General features: G+C 74.7%; 16 protein-coding genes. 8 read left to right on the top strand and 8 right to left on the bottom strand.

Features of this window, described 5'->3' with window-relative positions; genetic code table 11:
- Nucleotides 1-23: 23 nt before the first annotated feature.
- From GY42_RS03545 to GY42_RS18045, 4 genes are all read left to right on the top strand, one after another.
- The gene (locus GY42_RS03545) at nt 24-1271 is read left to right on the top strand and encodes an HRDC domain-containing protein (protein WP_046530499.1); all 1248 of its coding nucleotides are present in this window, start codon (nt 24-26) and stop codon (nt 1269-1271) included.
- Between the two features lie 197 nt (nt 1272-1468).
- Entirely contained in the window at nt 1469-2707 is a 1239-nt protein-coding gene (locus GY42_RS03540; RefSeq protein ID WP_046528278.1) for a thiolase family protein, read from the top strand.
- Nucleotides 2704-4824: a 3-hydroxyacyl-CoA dehydrogenase NAD-binding domain-containing protein gene (locus tag GY42_RS03535; protein ID WP_046528277.1), complete on the top strand. Its 2121-nt coding sequence runs from the start codon at nt 2704-2706 to the stop codon at nt 4822-4824. The genes GY42_RS03540 and GY42_RS03535 overlap by 4 nt, the downstream gene beginning before the upstream one ends.
- 377 nt (nt 4825-5201) lie before the next feature.
- Nucleotides 5202-6119, top strand: coding sequence for a type IV toxin-antitoxin system AbiEi family antitoxin (locus GY42_RS18045; protein ID WP_052748190.1), 918 nt, complete (start codon nt 5202-5204; stop codon nt 6117-6119).
- A 175-nt stretch (nt 6120-6294) separates the two neighbouring features.
- Here the strand turns inward: GY42_RS18045 and pflA are convergent, their stop codons facing one another.
- From pflA to GY42_RS03510, 4 genes are all read right to left on the bottom strand, one after another.
- Nucleotides 6295-7176, bottom strand: a complete 882-nt coding sequence (pflA, locus tag GY42_RS03525; RefSeq protein ID WP_082131681.1) for a pyruvate formate-lyase-activating protein — start codon at nt 7174-7176, stop codon at nt 6295-6297.
- 94 nt (nt 7177-7270) lie between these two features.
- Complete coding sequence (gene pflB, locus GY42_RS03520) at nt 7271-9541, bottom strand: formate C-acetyltransferase (protein WP_046528276.1); 2271 nt, start codon at nt 9539-9541, stop codon at nt 7271-7273.
- A 162-nt stretch (nt 9542-9703) separates the two neighbouring features.
- Nucleotides 9704-11581, bottom strand: coding sequence for a 1-deoxy-D-xylulose-5-phosphate synthase (dxs, locus tag GY42_RS03515; protein ID WP_046530496.1), 1878 nt, complete (start codon nt 11579-11581; stop codon nt 9704-9706).
- 60 nt (nt 11582-11641) lie between these two features.
- Nucleotides 11642-12250 carry a DUF4126 domain-containing protein gene (locus GY42_RS03510; RefSeq protein ID WP_046528275.1) on the bottom strand — a complete coding sequence of 203 codons (609 nt, stop codon included), beginning with the start codon at nt 12248-12250 and terminating at the stop codon, nt 11642-11644.
- Nucleotides 12251-12387: 137 nt separating this feature from the next.
- Here GY42_RS03510 and GY42_RS03505 point away from each other — a divergent pair, with 137 nt between their 5' ends.
- From GY42_RS03505 to GY42_RS03490, 4 genes are read left to right on the top strand one after another with little or no spacing between them, the layout of a single operon-like run.
- Nucleotides 12388-13842, top strand: coding sequence for a GuaB1 family IMP dehydrogenase-related protein (locus GY42_RS03505; RefSeq protein ID WP_046528274.1), 1455 nt, complete (start codon nt 12388-12390; stop codon nt 13840-13842).
- A gap of 5 nt (nt 13843-13847) precedes the next feature.
- On the top strand, nt 13848-14549 hold the full coding sequence (locus GY42_RS03500; protein ID WP_046530495.1) for a type 1 glutamine amidotransferase: 702 nt from the start codon (nt 13848-13850) through the stop codon (nt 14547-14549).
- Nucleotides 14546-15241 (top strand): NUDIX hydrolase, encoded by a 696-nt coding sequence (locus GY42_RS03495; RefSeq protein ID WP_046528273.1) that lies wholly within the window; start codon nt 14546-14548, stop codon nt 15239-15241. Before GY42_RS03500 ends, GY42_RS03495 begins: the two co-directional genes overlap by 4 nt.
- A 58-nt stretch (nt 15242-15299) precedes the next feature.
- On the top strand, nt 15300-16187 hold the full coding sequence (locus GY42_RS03490) for an aminoglycoside phosphotransferase family protein (protein WP_046528272.1): 888 nt from the start codon (nt 15300-15302) through the stop codon (nt 16185-16187).
- 102 nt (nt 16188-16289) lie between these two features.
- On the opposite strand, the gene acnA is transcribed toward GY42_RS03490, so the two are convergent.
- From acnA to GY42_RS18040, 4 genes are all read right to left on the bottom strand, one after another.
- On the bottom strand, nt 16290-19019 hold the full coding sequence (acnA, locus tag GY42_RS03485; RefSeq protein WP_046528271.1) for an aconitate hydratase AcnA: 2730 nt from the start codon (nt 19017-19019) through the stop codon (nt 16290-16292).
- Nucleotides 19020-19271: 252 nt separating this feature from the next.
- Complete coding sequence (locus tag GY42_RS03480) at nt 19272-19436, bottom strand: hypothetical protein (protein ID WP_046528270.1); 165 nt, start codon at nt 19434-19436, stop codon at nt 19272-19274.
- Nucleotides 19437-19546: 110 nt separating this feature from the next.
- Nucleotides 19547-19951 carry an ImmA/IrrE family metallo-endopeptidase gene (locus tag GY42_RS03475; RefSeq protein ID WP_052748189.1) on the bottom strand — a complete coding sequence of 135 codons (405 nt, stop codon included), beginning with the start codon at nt 19949-19951 and terminating at the stop codon, nt 19547-19549.
- A gap of 110 nt (nt 19952-20061) precedes the next feature.
- On the bottom strand, nt 20062-20676 hold the full coding sequence (locus tag GY42_RS18040; RefSeq protein WP_052748188.1) for a hypothetical protein: 615 nt from the start codon (nt 20674-20676) through the stop codon (nt 20062-20064).
- Nucleotides 20677-20709: the final 33 nt, after the last annotated feature.

The following is a 20709-nucleotide window of genomic DNA, read 5'->3' as shown; positions in this document are numbered from 1 at the left end:
CCGCGTCACCTACGGTGGAGGTCATGGAGGCCGAGGTGTCGCACGAGGAGCCCGAGGCCGAGCCGACCCCGCCGCGGGTGGTCCCGCTGCTCGAGCCCGCCGACGGCGTGCCGCCGGTCATCGACACGCCGGCGGCGCTGGCCGCGACCGTGGCGGCGTTCGCCGCCGGGACGGGCCCGGTCGCGGTCGACGCCGAGCGCGCGTCGGGCTACCGCTACGGCCAGCGCACGTACCTCGTGCAGCTGCGACGCGAGGACGCGGGCACGGCGCTGATCGACCCGATCGCCCTGCCGGACCTGTCGGCGCTGTCCGACGCGCTCGTGGGCGTCGAGTGGGTGCTGCACGCGGCGTCGCAGGACCTGCCGGGGCTCGCCGAGCAGGGCATGCGACCGTCGCGCGTGTTCGACACCGAGCTCGCGGCGCGCCTGCTGGGCATGGAGCGCGTCGGCCTCGCGGCGGTCGTCGCGGACACGCTCGGGCTGGGCCTGGCCAAGGAGCACTCGGCGGTCGACTGGTCGACGCGTCCGCTGCCCCCCGAGTGGCTGCGCTACGCGGCGCTCGACGTCGAGGTCCTCGTCGAGGTGCGTCAGGTCCTGGCCGAGCGGCTCGCCGTCTCCGGCAAGGCCGAGTGGGCACGTCAGGAGTTCGAGGCCGTGCGCACCGCGCCCCCGCCGGCGCCGCGCGCCGAGCCCTGGCGGCGGGTGTCGGGCCTCCACACGATCCGTGACGCCCGCCGGCTCGCGGTGGTGCGCGAGCTGTACGCGACGCGGGACCGCAACGCGCGCGAGCGGGACATCTCCCCCGGCCGGGTGCTGCCCGACGCGGCGATCGTCGCCGCGGCGCAGGCGATGCCCCGCACGGTGGGCCAGCTGACGGCCCTGCCGGCGTTCATGGGCAAGGGCACGCGTCGACGTGCCGCGCTGTGGCAGGGCGCGATCGACCGCGCCACCGCGTTGCCCGAGGCCGAGCTGCCGGCGACGCGCGGTCCCGCGAGCGACGGCCCGCCGCCGCCGCGGGCCTGGGCGGACCGCGACCCCGCGGCGGCCGCGCGTCTCGCGGCGGCGCGCGCGGTGGTGGCCGAGCTCTCGGAGCAGCACACGGTGCCCGTCGAGAACCTGCTGCAGCCGGACCTGCTGCGGCGGCTGTGCTGGTCGCCGCCGGCCCCGCTGGACGCCGCGGCGGTCGCGGCGACGCTGACGGCGGGCGGTGCGCGCGCGTGGCAGGTCGAGCTGCTCGCGGACCGGCTCGCGACGGCCTTCGCCACGGCCTGAGCCCGGCGACGCCTCCTCGGCGGCCTCCTGACGCGCCGTCGGGGGCATGCTCCGGCATGCTCGGTGGTGCCGCGGGAACGCGCTGGTCCGCCGCTGTTACTCTTGAGTAACTTCGTGCGTCCAGGGACCATAGTCCCGGCCACGCGACGACGCACCTCGCGCGCTCCACCGGACACCGCCGTCCCCCAGGAGGACAGATGCCGAGCACCTCCCCCGCCCCCGCCCGGTCGCAGCACGGCCGCAGCGTGGTCTTCGTCGACGGGGTCCGCACCCCGTTCGGGCGCGCCCGCAAGGACGGGCTGTACGCGCACACCCGCGCCGACGACCTCGCCGTGCGGACCGTGCGCGAGCTGCTGCGCCGCCACCCGCAGCTTCCGCCCGAGCGCGTCGACGACGTCGCGCTCGCCGCGACCACGCAGCAGGGGGACCAAGGCCTGACGCTCGGGCGCACGGTCGCGATGCTCGCGGGCCTGCCCCCGACCGTCCCGGGGTTCGCGATCGACCGGATGTGCGCCGGGGCCATGACCGCCGTGACGACCACGGCCGCGGCGATCGGGGTCGGCGCGCAGGACGTGACGATCGCGGGCGGCGTGGAGCACATGGGCCACCACCCCATGGGCTTCGACGCCGAGCCGAACCCCCGCTTCCTGGCCGAGCGGCTCGTCGCCCCGGACGCGCTCAACATGGGCGTCACGGCCGAGAACCTGCACGACCGGTTCCCGGAGCTGACCAAGGAGCGCGCCGACGCGTACGGCGTCGCGAGCCAGGAGAGGTACGCCGCGGCGCTGGCGTCCGGGCGCATCGAGCCCGACCTCGTGCCCGTCGCGCTGCGCGACCCCGAGCGCGGCTGGGGCCTGGCGACCGCCGACGAGCCGCCGCGACCCGGCACGACCCTCGCCGCGGTCGCCGACCTGCCCACGCCGTTCCGCCCCGGCGGGCGCGTCACCGCCGCGACCTCGGCTCCCCTGACCGACGGCGCCGCGTCCTGCCTGCTCGCCGCCGAGGACGTCGCCGAGGAGCTGGGCCTGCCGGTGCGCATGCGGCTCGTGTCGTTCGCGTACGCGGGCGTCGAGCCCGAGGTCATGGGCCTGGGGCCCGTGCCCGCGACGCGCCGCGCGCTCGAGCGCGCGGGCCTGACGATCGACGACGTCGGGCTCGTCGAGATCAACGAGGCGTTCGCGGTGCAGGTGCTGTCGTTCCTCGACGCGTTCGGCATCGCCGACGACGACCCCCGCGTCAACCCGTACGGCGGCGCGATCGCGGTCGGACACCCGCTCGCGTCGTCGGGCGTCCGGCTCATGACGCAGCTCGCGCGGCAGTTCGCCGAGCGCCTCGACGTCCGCTACGGCCTCACGACGATGTGCGTCGGCCTGGGGCAGGGCGGCACGGTCGTCTGGGAGAACCCCCACTTCACCGGCGAGGAGGCCGCCCGATGAGCACGACCGCGCCGCGCGAGGAGCGCGTCACGCACGCCCTGGTCCGCGACGTCCGCCTGCCCGGCGGGCTCGGCACGCTCGCGCTGGTGACGCTCGACAACGGGCTGGACCACACGAAGCCCACGACGCTCGGGCCGCGCGGCGTCGCCGAGCTCGCCGAGGTGCTGCGCGCGCAGCAGGCGCGCGCCGCACGCAGCGAGATCGCGGCCCTGGCCGTCACCGGCAAGCCGTACTACCTCGCGGCGGGCGCCGACCTCACGCAGGTCGCCGGCGTGACGTCGCGCGACGACGCGCTCGCGCTCGGGCGCGGCGGCCACGCCGCGTACCGGCTGCTGGGCGAGCTGGGGGTGCCCACGTTCGCGTTCGTCAACGGCGCGGCGCTCGGCGGCGGGCTCGAGGTCGCGCTGAACTGCGACTACCGCACGGCGTCGGCCGACGTGCGGGCGCTCGCGCTGCCCGAGACCGGGCTGGGCCTCGTCCCCGGGTGGGGCGGCGCGTACCTCGTGCCGCGGCTCGTCGGGATCGAGCGGGCCGTCGACGTGGTCCTCACCCGGCCCGCCGCGAACAAGCCGTTCACGGCGCAGCAGGCCGCCGAGATCGGGCTCGTCGACGTCGTGCTCGACCCCGCGGACTTCCTCGAGGAGTCGGTGCGCTGGGCGGCGCGCGTGCTCGCGGGCGACGTGACCGTGCCGCGGCGGCCGCTCGACGACGCCGCGACCTGGCGCACGGTCGTCGACGGTGCGCGCCGGCACCTGGACGCCGTGGTGCACGGCTCGCGCCCCGCCCCCTACCGCGCGCTCGACCTGCTCGAGGCCGCGCGCGACGCCGACCGCGACACCGCGTTCGCGGCGGAGGACGAGGCGCTGGCCTACCTCATCATGAGCGACGAGATGCGCGCGAGCGTGTACGCGTTCGGGCTCGTGCAGGCCGGCCGCAGGCCGACCGGCGCCCCGGACCGCGCGCTCGCCCGGCCGGTCACGCGCGTCGGCGTCGTCGGTGCCGGGCTCATGGCCGCGCAGATCGCGCTGCTGCTCGCGCAGCGGCTCGGGGTCCCGGTCGTGATGCGCGACCTGGACGAGGAGCGCGTCGCGCACGGGCTCGCGACGGTCCGCTCGACGGTCGAGCGGCTCGTGTCGTCCGGCCGCATGACCTCCGACGCCGGTGCCCGCATCACCGCCCAGGTCACGGGCTCGACCGACATCGCCGTGTTCACCGACTGCGACCTCGTCATCGAGGCGGTCACCGAGGTCCTCGACCTCAAGAAGCGCGTGCTCGCCGAGCTCGAGGACGTGGTCGCGCCCGACGCGGTGCTCGCGACCAACACGTCAGCCCTGTCGGTGACGCGCATGGCCGCCGACCTGCGCCACCCCGAGCGCGTCGTCGGCCTGCACTTCTTCAACCCGGTCGCGGCGATGCCGCTCGTCGAGGTCGTGCAGGCCGAGCACACGTCGGCCGAGGCGCTGGCCACCGGGTTCGCGGTCGCGGCGCAGCTGCGCAAGACCGCGGTGCTCGTGCGGGACCGCCCCGGGTTCGTCGTCAACCGGCTGCTGGTGCTGCTGCTCGGCGTGATCGTCGACGCGGTCGAGCACGGCACGCCGGTCGAGGTGGCGGACCGTGCGCTCGACCCGCTGGGCCTGCCGATGCCGCCGTTCGAGCTGTTCGACCTCGTGGGACCCGCGGTCGGCCTGCACGTGCTGACGTCGCTGCGCGACGACCTCGGCGACCGGTTCCCGCGCTCCCCCGGGCTCGAGAAGCTCGTCGCCGAGGGCACGCCCGTGGTGCGTCCGGCGGCGGCCCGCGGGCTGCCCAAGCGCGTGGACCCCGCGGTGCAGTCGGTGTTCGACGCGGCCCGCGAGGGCGCGGCCGACGCGACGCCGCTCGACGAGGCCGGCGTGCTCGACGCCGTCCTCACGGCGCTCACGGTCGAGATCGGGCACATGCTCGACGAGGGCGTCGTCGCGACGCCGCAGCAGATCGACCTGTGCATGATCCTCGGCGCCGGCTGGGGCTTCCACCTCGGCGGCATCACGCCGTACCTGGACCGCCGCGGCTACGCCGAGCGCGTCCTGGGACGTCGGCTGCTGCCCGACGGGGTCGCGAACGTCCCCCGCCCCTGACCCGCCCCCTCCCTCCCCCTCCCGCGAGAGTGCGATCCAGTCACCGCACCGCCCTCGCCCACCCCCGCCCACTCTCGCGAGAGTGCGATCCAGTCACCGCACCGCCCTCGCCCACCACCCCACCCTTCCCGCGAGAGTGCGATCCAGTCACACGCCCACCCCAACCACACTCGCAAGAGTGCGATCCAGCTGACCGCGTCGCCGCACGCCCACTCACCCGCTCGCGAGAGTGCGATCCAGCGACCGGGTCGCCGTGAGCGCGCCGCGCCGTGGTCACCGATGCCCCGAGCCGCCCTCAGAGTCGGTGTGCGGCAGAGACGTCCACGGCCGCGAGCCCCCTGTGCACCTCCGGGCCCGGTGACCGCGACCGTGGGCGGATGCAGGACGCCCCCGTGCTCGACATGCGTCACCTCCGCGCCACCGGCTCCACCTGGGCCGCCAGCCACCGGCTCATCACGTCGGGACGGTACGTCCAGCTGTTCCGGAGCGTGCTCGTCCGTCGGGACCTGCTCGAGGATCCCGCCACACGGGCCTGCGCGATCAGCACGGTGCTGCCCCGCGGTGCCGCCGTGTGCCGTGAGACCGCTGCGTGGCTGCACGGTGTCGACACGCGCGCCCCCGGGCAGCACCTTGCGCCACCCCGCCTGCAGTGCATCGTCCCGACGGCCGTGCCTCGCGTCCGACGGCCCGGGCAGCAGTGCTGGACCGGCGTGTTGCCCGCGGCCGATGTCACCGAGCTCGGTGGCATACCCGCCACGACGGCCGAACGCACGGCGCTGGATCTCGCCCGGTACGCACCCGGGTACATCGGCCTCGCCGCGATCGACGCCTTCGCGCACGCGGGTCTCGTCGACCCCGCACGACTCATGCGTCGCGCGCGCGAGCTGCCCGGGGCACGCAACATCGCGCGCGCCCGTCGGCTCATCGAGCTCTGCGAACCGCAGACCGAGTCGGCCGGCGAGTCCTGGCTCCGCCTGCGGCTGTTCGAGGCCGGCCTTCCCCGGCCCGAGGCGCAGATCTCGATCCGCCGCGGCGGTCGCGAGGTCTACCGTCTGGACCTCGGCTACCGCGACGCCCGCGTCGGCGTCGAGTACGACGGCGACGAGCACCATCACCGGACGGTGGCGCAGCGACGGGCCGACGAACGTCGACGGGACGACCTGCGGATCCGGTTCGGCTGGACCGTCATCGGGGTCCACCGGGGCGACGTCCTCGGGAGCCGCAACGCGCTCGAGAGAGCCGTCGCCGAGCTCATCCGGCACGCCGGGGTCGTGCTGGCTCGCCAGAGGTGGTGACCACCGCGTCCGCCGTCGCCCTCGCCGCCAGACCCGATCGCGCTCTGGTGGTCACGGTCCCGGGGTGGCGACGACTCGATCGCACTCTCACGGACATGAGGTTGGCGACTGGATCGCACTCTCAAGGGCACGAGGGCGACGACTGGATCGCACTCTCACGGGGCCGAGGGTGGGGTCAGAACGTCGTCAGACCGCGCGCGCGGAAGACGTCGCGGACGGCCTCGGCGGCCTCGCGCGACGGCGGCTCGACGTCGTCGAGCTCGTAGCGCATGCCCAGCTCGGACCACTTGTCGCGGCCCATCTGGTGGAACGGCAGCACCTCGACCCGCTCGACGGCCTCGCCGAGCGACGCGACGTAGTCCGCCACGGCCGCGACGTTCTCGGGCGCGTCGGTCAGGCCCGGCACGAGCACGAACCGGATCCACATGCGGGTGCCGCGGGCCGACAGGCGGCGGCCGAAGTCGAGCGTGGGCTGCAGCTCGCGGCCGGTGACACGCTTGTACGTCTCGGGGTCGCCGGACTTCACGTCCAGGAGGACGAGCGACACGTCGTCGAGCATCTCGTCGGTCGCGTGCGCGCCGAAGAAGCCCGACGTGTCGATCGCGACCGGCACGTCCATCGCGGCCGCGCCGCGGACCAGCCGGCGCACGAACGCGGGCTGCATGAGCGGCTCGCCGCCCGAGATGGTGACGCCGCCGCCGGTCGCCTTGAACACGCCGCGGTAGCGCGCGATGCGGGCCAGGAGCTCGTCGGCCGCGACGTCGGTGCCGCGGCGCATCTCCATGGTGTCGGGGTTGTGGCAGTACAGGCACCGCAGCGGGCAGCCCGACAGGAAGATCGTCAGGCGCGTGCCGGGGCCGTCGACCGCGGTCACGAGCTCCCACGAGTGGACCGACCCGAGCCGGCCCTCGCGGACCGCGGCGAGCCGTTCGGAGCGCTCCGCCTCGGTGGTCTCCAGGCCCGCGGTGCCGTGGCCCTGGGTGCGGGTGTGCGACCCGCCGACGAGCGGGACGCCGAGCGGCACGACGGGTGCGCCGTCCTGCACGGTCGTGGTCACGGTGACCTCCACGCTGTCGTCGGGTGGGTGCTGCGAGGGTACGTCGGTGGTCGCCCGGCCCGGCGCTGCGCGCGCCGGGCCGGGGACCGGTGGGTCAGACCGCGCCGTGGAACGTGCGGGACAGCACGTCGAGCTGCTGCTCGCGCGTGAGCCGCACGAAGTTCACGGCGTAGCCGGAGACCCGGATGGTGAGCTGCGGGTAGTTCTCCGGGTGCTCCATGGCGTCCAGGAGCGTCTCGCGGTTCAGCACGTTGACGTTCATGTGGTAGCCGGAGGACAGGATGTACGCGTCCAGCAGGCCGACCAGGTTCGTCACCTGCTCGTCCTTCTCGCGGCCGAGGCCCGAGGGGACGATCGACGAGGTCAGCGAGATGCCGTCCTGCGCCTCGGAGTACGGCAGCTTGCCGACCGAGAGCGCCGAGGCGAGCATGCCGTGCGTGTCGCGCCCGTTCATCGGGTTGGCGCCCGGGGCGAACGGCTCGCCGGCCTTGCGGCCGTCGGGCGTCGACCCGGTGGCCTTGCCGTAGACGACGTTCGACGTGATCGTCAGCACCGACTGCGTGTGCAGCGCGTTGCGGTACGTCGGGACGGCGCGGATCTTCTCCATGAAGCGCCGCACGATCCACACCGCGATGTCGTCGGCGCGGTCGTCGTCGTTGCCGTACGTCGGGAAGTCGCCGTCGATCGCGTACTCGGTGATCAGGCCGTCGGCCGTGCGCAGCGGCGTGACCTTCGCGTGCTTGATCGCCGACAGCGCGTCCGCGACGACCGACAGGCCGGCGATGCCGCAGGCCATGGTCCGCAGGATGGTGCGGTCGTGCAGCGCCATCTCGATGCGCTCGTACGCGTACTTGTCGTGCATGTAGTGCACGCAGTTCAGCGCGTCGACGTACGTCTCGGCGAGCCAGTCCATGGTCTTGTCGAACTTGGCCATGACGTCGTCGTAGTCGAGCACCTCGCCCTCGACGGGCGCGGACACCGGCGCGACCTGCTTGCCGGAGATCTCGTCACGGCCGCCGTTGATCGCGTAGAGCAGCGCCTTGGCGAGGTTGACCCGCGCACCGAAGAACTGCATCTGCTTGCCGACCCGCATCGGGGACACGCAGCACGCGATGGCCGCGTCGTCGCCCCACGAGGCGCGGATGAGCTCGTCGGACTCGTACTGCACGGCAGACGTGTCGATGGACACCTGCGCGCAGTACCGCTTGAAGCCCTCGGGCAGCCGCTCGCTCCAGAACACGGTCATGTTCGGCTCGGGCGCCGGGCCCAGGTTGTACAGCGTCTGCAGGTACCGGAACGACGTCTTGGTGACGAGCGGGCGCCCGTCCTCGCCGATGCCGCCGATGGACTCGGTCACCCAGGTCGGGTCGCCCGAGAACAGGCTGTCGTACTCGGGCGTGCGCAGGAACCGCACGATGCGCAGCTTGATGACGAAGTCGTCGATGATCTCCTGCGCCTGCTCCTCCGTCAGCGCACCCGACTCGAGGTCGCGCTGCAGGAACACGTCGAGGAACGTCGACGTGCGACCGAGCGACATGGCCGCGCCGTTCTGCTCCTTCACGGCGGCGAGGTACGCGAAGTACAGCCACTGCACGGCCTCGCGCGCGTTGGTCGCGGGCTGCGAGATGTCGTAGCCGTAGGACGCCGCCATCTGCTTGAGCTCGCCGAGCGCGCGGATCTGCTCCGCGAGCTCCTCGCGGTCGCGGATGACGTCCTCGACCGAACGCTCCATGTCGAGCGAGGCCTTCTCGAGCTTCTTCGCGGCGATGAGCTGGTCGACGCCGTAGAGCGCGACGCGGCGGTAGTCGCCGATGATGCGGCCGCGGCCGTACGCGTCGGGCAGGCCCGTGATGATGTGCGACGAGCGCGCGGCGCGCACGTTCGGGGGGTACACGTCGAAGACGCCGTCGTTGTGCGTCTTGCGGTACTTGGTGAAGATGTCGATGATCTCCTGCGGCGCCTCGTAGCCGTAGGTCTCCAGCGACGTCTGGACCATGCGCCAGCCGCCGTTGGGCATGATCGCGCGCTTGAGCGGCGCGTCGGTCTGCAGGCCGACGATGACCTCGTTGCCCTCGTCGATGTAGCCGGGCGCGTGGGCGGTGATGGTCGACGGCGTCGTCGCGTCGACGTCGTAGACGCCCTTCTCGCGCTCCTCGGGGAACATCGCCGACAGCTTGTCCCAGATGCCCGTGGTGCGGGCGGTGGGGCCGGCGAGGAAGCTCGCGTCGCCGGTGTACGGCGTGTAGTTCCGCTGGATGAAGTCGCGGACGTCGACGTGGTCCGTCCACGGCCCGGTGGTGAAGCCCTCCCAGGCCGCGGGTACGGCGGTGTCGCTGCGGTCGCTGGGTACAGCGGTGATGGACATCTGACTACTCCCTGCGTCGGGGCCGATGTCACGACGCTATTGAGCAAATGATGGGATGTCTTGGGACCTCGGTCCTCGCACGGTCAGGAGCACCCGTGACCCCGGCCACAGGGAAACCTACCGACCTGCCGCCTGCTCGCCGCCAGGCGCGCCGCGGCCCCCTCAGTCGCGCGCGCGCAGCGCCGTCAGCACGTCCGCCGCGACGTCGTGCGGGCCCAGCCGCAGCTCCGCCACGATCTCGTCGCGCGTCGCGTGGTCGAGGAACCGCGCGGGCACGCCGAACGACTGCACGGGCGTCGCGACGCCGGCCTCGCGCGCGCGCTGCCCCAGCAGCGCACCGATGCCGCCGTCCACGAGGCCGTCCTCGACCGTCACGACGTGGTCGTGCTCGTCGACGAGCTTGACCAGCGCCGACGGCACGGGCAGCGCCCAGCGCGGGTCGACCACGGTGACCGTGGCGCCGTGCCCGGCGAGCAGCTCGCCCACCGCGAGCGCGGTCGGCACCATGGCCCCGACCCCCACGACCAGCACGCGCGACGCGCCGCCGTCGTGCCGGGCCAGCACGTCGACGCCGTCGACGTCCTCGAGCGCCGGGATCGGGTCGCCCATCGCACCCTTCGGGTACCGCACGACCGTCGGAGCGTCGTCGACGTCGACCGCCTCGCGCAGCGCCGTGCGCAGCGTCGCCTCGTCGCGCGGCGCGGCGAGGCGCAGACCCGGGACGATCGAGAGCATCGCGAGGTCCCACATGCCGTTGTGGCTCGCACCGTCGTCGCCGGTGATGCCGGCGCGGTCGAGCACGAACGTGACGCCCGCGCGGTGCAGCGCGACGTCCATGAGCACCTGGTCGAACGCGCGGTTGAGGAACGTCGCGTACACCGCGACGACCGGGTGCAGGCCGCCGAACGCCATGCCGGCCGCGGACGTCGCGGCGTGCTGCTCGGCGATCCCGACGTCGAACACGCGCTCGGGGAACTCGGCCGCGAACGGTGCGAGCCCCACGGGCTGCAGCATCGCCGCGGTGATGGCCACGACGTCGGGCCGACGCCGGCCGATCCGCACGATCTCGTCGGCGAACACGCTGGTCCAGCCGAAGCGCGACGGCGCGAGCGGCAGCCCCGTCTCGGGGTGGATGCGCCCGACCGCGTGGAACCGGTCGGCCACGTCCTGCTCGGCCGGCGTGTACCCGCGCCCCTTCTCGGTGATGACGTGCACGATCACGGGCCCGCCGAACGCGCGCGCGCTGCGCAGCGCCCGCTCGACCGCCTGCTCGTCGTGGCCGTCGACCGGGCCCACGTACTTCAGGCCCAGGTCCTCGAACATGCCCTGCGGCGCGACGACGTCCTTGATGCCCTTCTTCAGGCCGTGCAGCGCCTCGTACGCGAGACGCCCGGGCGGCCCCGAGCGGCGCAGCGTCGTCTTGCCCCACGACAGCACCGACTCGTAGCCCTGCGTCGTGCGCAACGAGTCGAGGTGCTGCGCGAGCCCGCCGATCGTCGGCGCGTAGGACCGTCCGTTGTCGTTGACGACGACGACCACGCGGCGGTCCGGGTCGGCCGCGATGTTGTTGAGCGCCTCCCACGCCATGCCGCCCGTGAGCGCGCCGTCGCCGATGACGGCGACCGTGTGCCGGTCGGTCTCGCCGCGCACCTGGCGCGCCTTGGCGATGCCGTCGGCCCACGACAGCGCGGTCGACGCGTGCGAGTTCTCCACGACGTCGTGCGGGGACTCGGCGCGGCTCGGGTAGCCCGAGAGGCCGTCGCGGCGCCGCAGCGACGAGAAGTCCTGCCGTCCCGTGAGGAGCTTGTGCACGTACGCCTGGTGACCCGTGTCGAACACGATCGCGTCACGCGGCGAGTCGAACACGCGGTGCAGCGCGATCGACAGCTCGACGACGCCGAGGTTCGGCCCCAGGTGCCCACCGGTCCGGGAGACCTGGTCGACCAGGAAGGCCCGGATCTCGGCGGCCAGCTCGTCCACCTCGTGCGTCGAGAGCCGACGCAGGTCCTGCGGCGACGAGATGCGCTCGAGCATCCCCACGTGGTCCTCCTCGTCCTGCCCGTCACCGGGCGTCACCCGGCGGGTGCCGGACGTCCCACTCTAGGACCCGGCGACCGGTTCGTCCTGCGCCGCTGGCCCGCGCCGTCGCGCGCGCCGACGCCGCAGCAGCAGCACGACGACGGCGGCACCGGCCGCGAGCGCGACGAGCACGAGCACCGGCAGCAGCACCGCGACCAGGCTGAGGCCGACGGCGGCGCCGTCCTCGACGGTCGAGACGACGGGGCCGCCGAGGCCTCCCGTGCTCGCGTTGACGACGGGCCGCACGGTCGCCTTGGTGGCGTGCACCACGAGCGCGACGACGACGCCCGCGACGACCGGGACCCACGGGTTGTCGCGCACCCACGCCGATCCCTCGAGGTCCTGGGCGGCCGACGTCGCCGCGAACACGACGGCGCCCGACGCGGGCCGGATCACGGTCTGCACGGCGTCGTTCACGGTGTCGACGAGCGGCACCTTGTCGAGCACGACGTCGGTGAGCAGCAGCACGGCCCCGACGCCGATCGCCCAGCCGCTCTCCATCCACGTCAGACCGGCCGGCAGCACGACCAGGTCGGTGAACCGCGCGAGCAGCGCGACCACCAGGAACGGGACGTACGCGTTGAGCCCGGCGGCGGCCGACAGGCCGACCCCGGTGAGCGCGACGAGCATGCGCGCGAGCCTACCGGCGCGCCCGGCAGGCGCCCCCGCACGTCCCGGACGCTCGCGGCGCACGCGCCGGGAGCCGCTCGCGCCGCCCGGGGACGCCGCGGGACGGCCGGTAGGATGCCTCGGAAAGGGGATCACCCATGCGCTTCCTGCCCGGCCACACGGCCGCGTCCGACCTCACCTACGGCGACGTCTTCCTCGTCCCGTCCCGCTCGGAGGTCACGTCCCGCTTCGACGTCGACCTCGCGTCGTCCGACGGCACCGGCACGACCATCCCGATCGTGGTCGCCAACATGACCGCCGTCGCGGGCCGTCGCATGGCCGAGACGGTCGCGCGTCGCGGCGGCATCGCGGTGCTGCCGCAGGACACGCCCACCGAGGTGGTCCGCAAGGTCGTCGCATCGGTCAAGCAGCGGCACCCGGTGGTCGAGACCGCGACGGTCGTCGCGCCCGACGACACCGTGCACACCGCGCTGACGCTCATCGCCAAGCGCGCGCACGGCGCCGCGGTCGTCGTCGACGACGGCCGCCCGGTGGGCGTCGTGACGGCCGCGGACTGCGGCGGCGTCGACATGTTCACGCAGGTGGACCAGGTGATGACGCCCGACCCGACCACCGTGGACCTCGCGGTCGTCGAGCAGGGCGGCACGCAGGGCCTGCGGGACGCGTTCGAGCAGCTGCACCGCGAGCGCCGCCGGTTCTCGCCCGTCGTCGACGACGGGCGGCTGGTCGGCGTGCTCACGCGCGTCGGCGCGCTGCGCTCGTCGATCTACACCCCGGCGCTCGACGCGCAGGGCCGGCTGCGCATCGCGGCCGCGGTCGGCATCAACGGCGACGTGCGCGCCAAGGCCGCCGAGCTGCTCGACGCGGGCGTCGACGTGCTCGTCGTCGACACCGCGCACGGACACCAGCGCAAGATGCTCGACGCGCTCGCCGCGGTCCGCTCGCTCGACCCGCAGGTGCCGGTCGTCGCGGGCAACGTCGTGACCGCCGAGGGCGTGCGCGACCTCGTCACCGCGGGCGCGGACATCGTCAAGGTCGGCGTGGGCCCGGGCGCCATGTGCACGACGCGCATGATGACCGCCGTCGGCCGTCCGCAGTTCTCGGCCGTGCTCGAGTGCGCGGCCGAGGCCCGGCGCCTCGGCAAGCACGTGTGGGCCGACGGCGGCGTGCGGCACCCGCGCGACGTCGCGCTCGCGCTCGCGGCGGGGGCGTCGCAGGTCATGGTCGGGTCGTGGTTCGCGGGCACGCACGAGTCGCCCGGCGACATGCACACCGACGGCGACGGCCGGCTCTACAAGGAGAGCTTCGGCATGGCCTCGGCGCGGGCCGTCGCGGCGCGCACGCAGGGCGGGTCGGCGTTCGACCGCGCCCGCAAGGCGCTGTACGAGGAGGGCATCTCGCACTCGCGCATGTACCTCGACCCGCGCCGCCCCGGCGTGGAGGACCTGCTCGACCACATCACGTCGGGCGTGCGCTCGGCCGCGACGTACGTCGGCGCGACGACGCTCGAGGAGCTGCACGAGCGCGCGGTCGTCGGCATCCAGTCCGAGGCCGGCTACGCCGAGGGCCGCCCGCTGCCCGACGGCTGGTGACCGGCGTGCGCCCGGTCCTCGTGCTCACGCACGCCCCGCACGAGGGGCCGGGCGCGGTCGCGCGCGCGCTCGACGTGCCGTACCGCGTCCGCACGGTCCTCGACGAGCCCGACCCGCGCCTGCCTCGGCCCGACGAGCTCGCGGGGCTCGTGGTGATGGGCGGCCCGATGGACGCCGACGACGTGGCCGGGCACCCCGGCCTCGCCGCGGAACGCACGCTGCTCGCGGCCGCGGTCGACGCCGACGTGCCCGTGCTCGGCGTGTGCCTGGGTCACCAGCTGCTCGCGCTGGCGCTCGGCGCTCGCCTGCACCGGCGCAGCGCGCGCGAGATCGGCTTCGCGCCCGTGCGGGTCGTCGCGGACGACCCCGTGCTGAGCGGTCTCGGCGCCGCCGGCGCGACGCCCACCGTGCTGCACTGGCACGGCGACGCGGTCGACCTGCCGCCCGGTGCGACGCTGCTCGCCGAGACCGACGCGACGCCCGTGCAGGCGTTCCGTGCGGGCAGCGCGCTGGGGCTGCAGTTCCACCCCGAGCTCGACGCAGCGATGCTCGACCTGTGGCTCGCGACGCCCGAGATGGCGGCCGACCTCGAGGACGGCGAGGCCGAACGGATCCGCGCCGACGGCGCGCGGGTCCTGCCCGGTATGGCGCCCGCCGCGGCCGCGACGTTCACGGCGTTCGCCGCGCAGGTGCGGGCGCGCGCGTGACGTCGGCCGCCGGGGCGCGGCCCTCGCGGGACGCGCGCGCCGACCTCGAGCGGGTCGCGCGCGACGGCGTCGTCTGGCCGAGCGCACCGTCGCGGCTCGCGCCGGACGGCACGACGACGCGCCGCTCGGCCGTGCTCGTGCTGTTCGGCGCGCTCGACGCCGTGCCCGCCCGCTCCCCCGGCGCGGCGCGCGTGCCGGCCGACCTCGACGTGCTGCTGCAGCGCCGCTCGGCCACGATGTCGCATCACCCCGGCCAGGTCGCGTTCCCCGGGGGCGGCATCGACCCGGGCGACGACGGCCCCGTCGGGGCGGCGCTGCGCGAGGCCGTCGAGGAGACCGGTCTCGAGCCGTCGGGCGTCGACGTGCTCGGCACGCTCGCAGACGTGCCGCTGCCCGTGAGCGACAACCTCGTCACGCCCGTGCTCGCGTGGTGGCGGACGCCGTCGCGCGTCGCCGCGGTGGACCACCGCGAGGCCGTCGACGTGTTCCGGGCTCCCGTCGCCGACCTCGTCGACCCCGCCCGCCGCGGGGTCGTCGTGCACCCCGTCGCCCGCGGTCGCGTCCGTACCCCGGCGTTCGAGCTCGACGGCGGCGTCGTGGTGTGGGGGTTCACCGCGCTCGTGCTCGCGGGCGTGCTCGACGCCGCGGGCTGGTCGGTGCCGTGGGACACGTCCCGCCCCGTCACGCCGTGAGCGGCTGCGCGGCAGCGACGGTTCGACGTCGCCCGTCACGCTCTCGTACCGTCGCCGCGTGACCGCCGCCCCCCACCCCAAGATCCAGGTCGACGTGACGGCCGACCTGGCCCGCGCGCTGCTGGTCGACCAGCACCCCGACCTCGCGGACCTCCCGCTGCACGGGCGCGTGTTCGGCTGGGACAACGTGACCTGGCGCCTGGGCGACGCGCTCGCGCTCCGGTTCCCGGTGCGGGACCTGTCCTCGACGCTGGTCGAGCGCGAGCAGCGCTGGCTGGCCGTCCTCGCGCCGCAGCTGCCCGTGCCCGTGCCCGCCCCGGTGCGCACGGGCCGCCCGGGCCGCGGGTTCCCGTGGTCGTGGAGCGTCGTGCCGTGGCTGACGGGGACGCAGGTCGCCGCGCTGCCCGTCGCGCCCCGCGCCGCGTGGGCGACCGAGCTCGCCGACGCGCTCGCGGCGCTCCACGTGCCCGCGCCCGCGGACGCGCCGCGCAACCCGTACCGGGGCGTGCCGCTCGCCGACCGCGTCGAGACGATGCGTGCCCGCACGACCGACGACCTGCCGCACGTCGCCGCGCTGCGCGCCGCCCTCGACGCGGGCGTCGACGCCCCGGTGTGGGACCGCCCCGCGGTGTGGGTGCACGGCGACCCGCACCCCGGCAACCTGGTGGCCGACGGCGCGCACCTCACGGGGCTCATCGACTTCGGCGACCTGGGTGCGGGCGACCCGGCGAGCGACCTCGCGACGGCCTGGATGACGTTCGACGCGGCGGGACGCGCGGCGTTCGTCGCGCGGACGCAGGAGATGCGCGGCTGGGACGCCGCGACTTGGGCCCGGGCGCGGGCGTGGGCGGCGTCGTACGTCGCGGTGCTGCTGGCGCACCCGGACGAGTACCCCGTGCTGGCCGAGGTGGGCCGGCACACGGCCGCGCAGGTCGCCGCGGGCTGAGCGGCACGCCTGCGCGGCGTGTCGGGACGCACGACGACCGCACGACGACGGCCCGCCGGCTCCTCGCGGGAGCCGACGGGCCGTCGGTGCGTGCGGGTCGGGTCAGGCGACCAGCGAGCGCAGCACGTACTGCAGGATGCCGCCGTTGCGGTAGTAGTCCGCCTCGCCGGGGGTGTCGATGCGCACGACCGCGTCGAACGCGACGACGGTGCCGTCGGCCTTGGTCGCCGTGACGCGGACCGTGCGCGGCGTGGTGCCCTCGTTGAGCGCCGTGACGCCGGAGACGTCGAACGTCTCGGTGCCGTCGAGCCCGAGCGAGTCGGCCGACTCGCCCTCGGGGAACTGCAGGGGCAGCACGCCCATCCCGATGAGGTTGGAGCGGTGGATGCGCTCGAACGACTCGGTGATGACCGCGCGCACGCCCAGCAGGCGCGTGCCCTTGGCCGCCCAGTCGCGCGACGAGCCCGAGCCGTACTCCTTGCCGCCGAGCACGACGAGCGGGACGCCCGCGTCCTGGTAGGCGACCGACGCGTCGTAGATGGTCGTCTGCTCGCCCGTGAGGTGGTTGACCGTGAAACCGCCCTCGACGCCCGGGACGAGCTGGTTGCGCAGCCGGATGTTCGCGAACGTGCCGCGGATCATGACCTCGTGGTTCCCGCGGCGCGAGCCGTAGGAGTTGAAGTCGCGGCGCTCGACGCCGTGCTCGGCGAGGTACTGCCCGGCCGGCGAGTCCGCCTTGATGGACCCGGCGGGGCTGATGTGGTCGGTCGTGACCGAGTCGCCGAGCTTGGCGAGCACGCGTGCACCGGCGATGTCGGTGACCGGCTCGGGCGTCGCGCCCATGCCCTCGAAGTACGGGGGCTTGCGCACGTACGTCGAGTCGGCGTCCCACGCGAACGTGTCGCCCTCGGGCGTGGGCAGCGAGCGCCACCGGTCGTCACCGGCGAACACGTCGGCGTAGTCGTCGGTGAACATCTGGCGGTCGATGGACGCGTCGATGGTCGCCTGCACCTGCTCGGGCGTGGGCCAGATGTCGCGCAGGAACACCGGGTGGCCGTCCTCGGTGCGGCCCAGCGGGTCGCTGTCGAAGTCGAAGTCCATGGTGCCCGCGAGCGCGTACGCGATGACCAGCGGCGGCGACGCGAGGTAGTTCATCTTCACGTCGGGGTTGATGCGCCCCTCGAAGTTCCGGTTGCCCGAGAGCACGGCGGCGACCGCGAGGTCGTGCTCCTGCACGGCCTCGGACACCTTCTCGTCGAGCGGGCCGGAGTTGCCGATGCACGTCGCGCAGCCGTAGCCGACGAGGTGGAAACCGAGCTTCTCGAGGTAGGGCCAGAGGCCGGCCTTCTCGTAGTAGTTCGTGACGACCTGCGAGCCGGGCGCCATCGACGTCTTGACCCACGGGCGTGCGCTCAGGCCCGCCTCGACGGCGTTCTTGGCGAGCAGCGCGGCCGCGAGCATGACCGACGGGTTCGACGTGTTGGTGCACGACGTGATCGACGCGATCGCGACCGCGCCGTGGAAGAGGTCGAACTCGCGGCCCTCGGAGTCGGTGACCGGGTAGCGGCGCGCCGCGGTGTCGGTGATCGCCGGCGCGTCGGACGCGGGGAACGACTCGCGCTCGGCCTCGTCGACGCCGTTGAGCACCTCGGGCGCGTAGGTCGGCAGGTCGCGCTGGAACTGCTCCTTGGCGCGCGAGAGCTCGATGCGGTCCTGCGGGCGCTTGGGCCCGGCGATCGACGGCACGACGGTCGACAGGTCGAGCTCGAGGTACTCGGAGAACACGGGCTCGCGCGACGGGTCGTGCCACAGGCCCTGCTCCTGCGCGTACGCCTCGACGAGCGCGAGCTGCTCCTCGCTGCGGCCGGTGAGGCGCAGGTAGTCGAGCGTGACGGAGTCGATCGGGAAGATCGCGGCCGTCGAGCCGAACTCGGGGCTCATGTTGCCGATGGTCGCGCGGTTCGCGAGCGGCACCGAGGCGACGCCCTCGCCGTAGAACTCGACGAACTTGCCGACCACGCCGTGCTGGCGCAGCATCTGCGTGATCGTCAGGACGACGTCCGTCGCGGTGACGCCCGCGGGGATCTCGCCCGTGAGCTTGAAGCCGACGACGCGCGGGATGAGCATCGAGACCGGCTGGCCGAGCATCGCGGCCTCGGCCTCGATGCCGCCGACGCCCCAGCCGAGCACGCCCAGGCCGTTGACCATGGTGGTGTGCGAGTCGGTGCCGACGCACGTGTCGGGGTAGGCCTTGCCGTCGCGGACCATGACGACGCGCGCGAGGTACTCGATGTTGACCTGGTGCACGATGCCGGTGCCCGGGGGGACGACCTTGAAGTCGTCGAACGCGGTCTGGCCCCAGCGCAGGAACTGGTACCGCTCGCGGTTGCGCTCGTACTCGAGCTCGACGTTGCGCTCGAACGCGTCGCGCCGGCCGGCGACGTCGATCTGCACCGAGTGGTCGATCACGAGCTCGGCGGGCGCGAGGGGGTTGATGCGGGACGCGTCGCCGCCGAGGTCCTCGACCGCCTCGCGCATCGTGGCGAGGTCGACCACGCAGGGCACTCCGGTGAAGTCCTGCATGATGACGCGCGCGGGCGTGAACTGGATCTCGGTGTCGGGCTGGGCGTCGGGGTCCCAGCCGGCGAGCGCGCGCACGTGGTCGGCCGTGATGTTGGCGCCGTCCTCGGTGCGCAGCAGGTTCTCGGCGAGGATCTTGAGGCTGTACGGCAGGCGCTCGACGCCGGGGACGGCGGAGAGGCGGTAGATCTCGTACGAGGCGTCACCGACCTCGAGGGTGCCCTTCGATCCGAAGCTGTCGACGCTGCTCACGGGTGCTCCTTCGCTGGCGAGTGCCGGGCTCGTCTGGGGGTGCCCGGCGGTGGGGGCGGCCGACGCACCAGCCTAGGTGCGCGCGCCGCGGCGCGGGCCCGGCGTCCACCGGGCCGTCGTGCACTTATATCTTGATGTCGAGATACATCGTAGCGCGTCGGCTCCCCCGCGCGCGCACCCCGACACGCCACGAGGGGCGGCCGTGCGGACCGCCCCTCGTCACCACCGGACGCCCGGCAGGTGCCCGACGCGTCAGCCCTGCTGCGCGCGCAGCGCCTCGGCGGCCTTGCGCTCGGCCTCGACGGCGCGCTCGTACGCGCGCGGGTCGTACTCGGGCGTGCCCTGCTTGTGCAGCTCCTGGGTCACGAGGCGCTTGGCCTCGGCCAGCCGGCTCGCGCGGTCCTGCGACTCCGTCATGGTGACCTCCCGGGGACTTCCGCTGGATGGACGTCGCGCCGCCCGTGCGGCGCCGCACGTCCCACGCTAGGACGTCGGCACGGGCGCCGCGACCGCCGGCCGCGCGCACGTCACGCGACGCCGTCGTCGACCGCGCGCAGGCGGGCGCGCCCGGCCTCGTCGAGGCCCGCGAGCCGGTCGAGGACGGTCGCCACGTCCACGCCGAGCTCGTCCGCGAGCTCGCGCGGGTGGCGCGTCCAGCGCCACGCCGCGAGCAGCGCGTCGTCGGGCACCAGGCGGCGCGCGACGAGCGCCCGCACCTCACGCTCCTGCGCCGGCGTGCAGCCGCCCACGTGCCCGAGCTCGATGTGGGCGAGCTCGTGCGCGAGCGTGCACCGGCGCTGCGCCTGCGACTGGTCCGGGTGCAGCACGACAACCGACCGCCCGTCGGTGAGCCCCAGGACCCCCGGCAGCCGCCGCCAGACCAGGCGCACGTGCGGCATGGCGCGCAGCCGCCGCCAGGGGTGCTCCACCACGCGGCGACGGTAGCCCGCCCCACCGGCCGCGCGCTCCGGCCCTCCACAGGCCGTGACGCCGCCCGACGGGCGGGTGGGCGTGCGGACGTCCCGGGACGTCCGACGCGCGCTCAGTCGGCGTCCGGGACGGGCGGCAGGTCCGGCTCGCCGGCGCGCGCCGCCCAGCCCTCGGCCGTCGCGTCCCACGTCGTCCCGAGGACGGTCGCGTCGACCAGACCCGCGACGTGCTCGGGCGCGGCCCGCAGCACGGCCTCGACCGCGTCGTCCACGGGCAGCACCAGGAACCGGGCGGGCAGCTCGTGCGCGGCATGCCGGCGCGCGACCTCGTCGCGCACCGCCGCGGCCAGCCGCCCGTCGGCGGCGCCGCCCGCCGCGCCCTCGGCACGCACGAGCGCCCGCGCGACCTCCACGACGGCACGTCGCGAGCGCGGCCCCAGCGCGTCGACGCCCGCGGGCAGCGCGTCCGCGAGCGGCTCGCGGGGCACGGGGAGCGCCGCGGCCGCCATGGCGCGGTCCTCGTCCACTCCCGCGAGCCACGCGAGCGCGCGCACGGTCTCGGGCGAGGGCACGGAGTCGTACCTGCCGGACGCGATCCCGGCGATCGTCGTGTGCACGACCGCGAAGCCGGCGTCCTGCGCGGCCCGCGCGAGGGAACGGAGCGACTCCCCCGGACGGCGCTCGCGCGCGAGCGCGACGAGGTCGGCGAGCGTCGTCGGACCCTCCACGGGCGAGCCACCTCCTCCGCCGCGCCACCCTGC

The organism is Cellulomonas sp. FA1 (assembly GCF_000986825.1).
Lineage (GTDB): Bacteria > Actinomycetota > Actinomycetes > Actinomycetales > Cellulomonadaceae > Cellulomonas > Cellulomonas iranensis.
This window is presented reverse-complemented; position numbering and strand designations above follow the sequence as displayed.

Coding starts and splice junctions, on each gene's coding strand:
- GY42_RS03505 (WP_046528274.1), top strand. CDS start 12,388: ATGCGCTTCCTGCCCGGCCACACGGCCGCGTCCGACCTCACCTACGGC.
- GY42_RS03545 (WP_046530499.1), top strand. CDS start 24: ATGGAGGCCGAGGTGTCGCACGAGGAGCCCGAGGCCGAGCCGACCCCG.
- GY42_RS03540 (WP_046528278.1), top strand. CDS start 1,469: ATGCCGAGCACCTCCCCCGCCCCCGCCCGGTCGCAGCACGGCCGCAGC.
- GY42_RS03535 (WP_046528277.1), top strand. CDS start 2,704: ATGAGCACGACCGCGCCGCGCGAGGAGCGCGTCACGCACGCCCTGGTC.
- pflB (WP_046528276.1), bottom strand. CDS start 9,541: ATGTCCATCACCGCTGTACCCAGCGACCGCAGCGACACCGCCGTACCC.
- GY42_RS03510 (WP_046528275.1), bottom strand. CDS start 12,250: ATGCTCGTCGCGCTCACCGGGGTCGGCCTGTCGGCCGCCGCCGGGCTC.
- GY42_RS18045 (WP_052748190.1), top strand. CDS start 5,202: ATGCAGGACGCCCCCGTGCTCGACATGCGTCACCTCCGCGCCACCGGC.
- GY42_RS03480 (WP_046528270.1), bottom strand. CDS start 19,436: ATGACGGAGTCGCAGGACCGCGCGAGCCGGCTGGCCGAGGCCAAGCGC.